Genomic DNA, 2,830 nt, shown 5'->3' on the forward strand with positions numbered 1-2,830 from the left:
CGGTTCAGTCACATGGCCATCGGCATCAATAATTTGATAGTCTTTCAGCATTGTTATTTTGTTGAAGGTTGTCTGTCAGAAGAAAATCGGAAATGGGTTGAGTTGGTTTTCGTTGAGGCATTTTGGTAACTGACCCATCTGTACTGGCACATCATAAAGTCTTCCGGGAGCCCACCGTTTCCAAAAGTGTCGCAGACCGGGGACAATGACTTTGACAACATTGAGTCCAATATCGGGACGGGTTTGATCTAGAACCAGGGTTTCCATACCTTGCTTGGCAGCAATGTCTACACAGGTTTGAACATCGTTTCGCAGATCATCGCTGCTCAGTTGAGGATAATCGCTGTAGAGTTTTGGAGTAGTATTTTCATCTGGTATCAGATACGGCTGATTCTCTAAGGTAGCCATTCGCCACCAGTCTGTAGCTAACTCATCGGAGTAGTTGTAATTAGTGCTGCCATCGGGAGCTATGGATATAACCGCTGGAAGCATCTGGTTTAATTCCGTTAGCGATCGCATAATCCCAATTTTGGGATCGAAATGAGCACCGAAGGCAAAAATAATATCTTCCACAGGTTGATCAATCCTCCTGGAAAGAGCAGCAAAGGCCGGAATCCCTAAATCGCTAGTGATATCCAGTACCCAAAGTTCACGGTTGAGGGAATGGTAATACTCCTTGAGAGCTGTAAAATAGGGTTGGTTAAAACTTTCTAAATCCACAGCTGGTCGTTTGAGGCGGTTATACCACCACAGCGCTACACTATCTCGCTCTACTAACTCCATGAATCCTTGTAGGATTGCTTCTTCTTTGGTGTTGCCAGCCGCAGTACCATTGGAGTCTGCCCAACAATCTGGTTTAGAGGGTTTCGGGTAGCCGTAATAGCAGTAAGCTGTGGGTAAATACTTAAATGTTTTGTCAGTCAAAGACCAAATCGGTGTCCACTCAATCTCTCGTTGCTCATCAAAGGGTTCTGGAACCTTTTGAAAAAAGCTCGGACAGCTTTGATTCCAGTCCTGGCGGCTTTGGTATTGGCGATCGCTAAACAGCATACAAGCATTGGGGTGAATCGCCACATCCGCCATAGTGTTGTAGCTACCTTTGCGTCGAATTTCGTCTCCTTGAAACACACCAGAATATCTCTCAATCGCTTCCCCAAGGGCGCTGGCTTTGGCCTGAGCGTCAGTCTGTCCTTTGCCAGCACTTCTGCCACGGAGGTGTTTCCGCAAGAAGTATAAACTATCCAACATGCTGGCAAAATTATGTCCAGCCACATAGGTAGGGGTCAAATCGCTTTTTAACTTAGAAACTTTACTAATTCCTCTAACTGCTCCGATAATCGGACTGATGTGGTGTTCGTATCGCTGAAGGGTTTTTTCTGGTGAAACACAACGGTGTCCACCATCAGCTGTAAAGGTTTTCTTCCGGCTTTCTAATAAAACGGGCAAGGGGTCTCTATTTCCTAGATAGTCTGAGTCGCCACAAGCAGGACATTGAGGACGCTTGACTAGAGAGTGATTTTTGGTTTCTAAGGATATGGTGTCAAAGGTGACCAAAGTCCCTTTCAGGGATGGATGGTCTCCCTGAACAATCCATTTGGCGATTTCAGTAGCCGCTAGATTTAGTCCAGTGTTTAGAGTAGAGGGTAGTAAAGAGCGAGAGGTTGGGAAAGCCGTGGAGATACTGTTAGGTTGGCGATGTTTGCGCAGAAAATCTTCCACGGGGCGATTGGCTTGCAGCCGTTGGGCTAGACATTCCCAACACCCAGTTTTTCCAGGCTCGAAAATCGGACCAATCCAAATCATTTTGCCCACTGGCTTGACCAGCATCCATGGACGCTGGGACTGTAAAGCCTTGTGATTGAACTGATCAAGACCGACTTGGAGATAGTCATCGGTTAATACAACAGCAATATCTCCGTCTTCAGCCACCTGAATATTGAGTGATTCCAGGATGGCGATCAAGGGTTGGGTTGGAACCGTGCCAAAAGACCTTACTGAAACCTTAGTAGATTGCAAGCGGCTGGTGGCTGTGGTGTGATCAACATTCAGAAAATTCCAGAACGCTGCTACCTCTGATGGCATATCTGAGGGCATCGGGTGATCGTTTTCCACGATATACCCTTTCTTTTCCATCAGCATCAAAGCATAGTAAATCTCAGCCGTGGAGGCTTGGCCTTGCAGCAGGTTAATAATCTCTTCCACGGAATGCTCCCCATCAATTAAAGGAGCTAATTTTTCATAAAGATCACCATTGAGAACAAAATATTCTGACTCGGACAGTAGAAAGACACCAACTGAGTCCACATCTTCGATATGAAAGCAAGGTTTAAATATAGGTTTGTTAAGCATTGTTACTTTTTATTTTTTCTCTAGGGAGGCATACTATCCCAAAGGGAATAGGGAGTAGGGCACAGGGAAGAAAAATTATCACAGCAGCCTTAACTATGGCAGCAGAATTAGGGGGCTAACCCTTGACGATAGATCAATAGTCCTGTAATCTAGTGATTAGTTGATGAGACTTACTGGAATTGCTATAGTTTAAGCTTGCTATAATTTAAGCAAGATATGGTAAACTAGAAATCTAGGGCTTAGCTTAAGCTGACTAGCCCCGTTTGATCGAGTCGGTTTGATGAAGTGGAATTGATTGAGTAGGTGTACCGATACTCAATCGGATCCAACTAAGGCTGATCCAAAGTATCGGACTAAGCAACGGGCAGGTATAAAAAGCCCGTTACCAGTCCAGATTGCCGTAGCTAACCCCCCGTTAGAGGTAAAGCCGGTTAGAGATAAAAATTGATAGGTTTGTATCTGGTTGCTCTATTAGGGTAAT

1 protein-coding gene is annotated in these 2,830 nt (G+C 45.1%); it reads right to left on the minus strand.

The window, feature by feature from the left end; all coding sequences use genetic code 11:
- Positions 1–75: 75 nt before the first annotated feature.
- Complete coding sequence (locus AC4II3_RS28660) at positions 76–2,349, minus strand: TOMM precursor leader peptide-binding protein (RefSeq protein ID WP_488008792.1); 2,274 nt, start codon at positions 2,347–2,349, stop codon at positions 76–78.
- Positions 2,350–2,830: the final 481 nt, after the last annotated feature.

The sequence above is a fragment of the Moorena sp. genome (genome assembly GCF_982860115.1).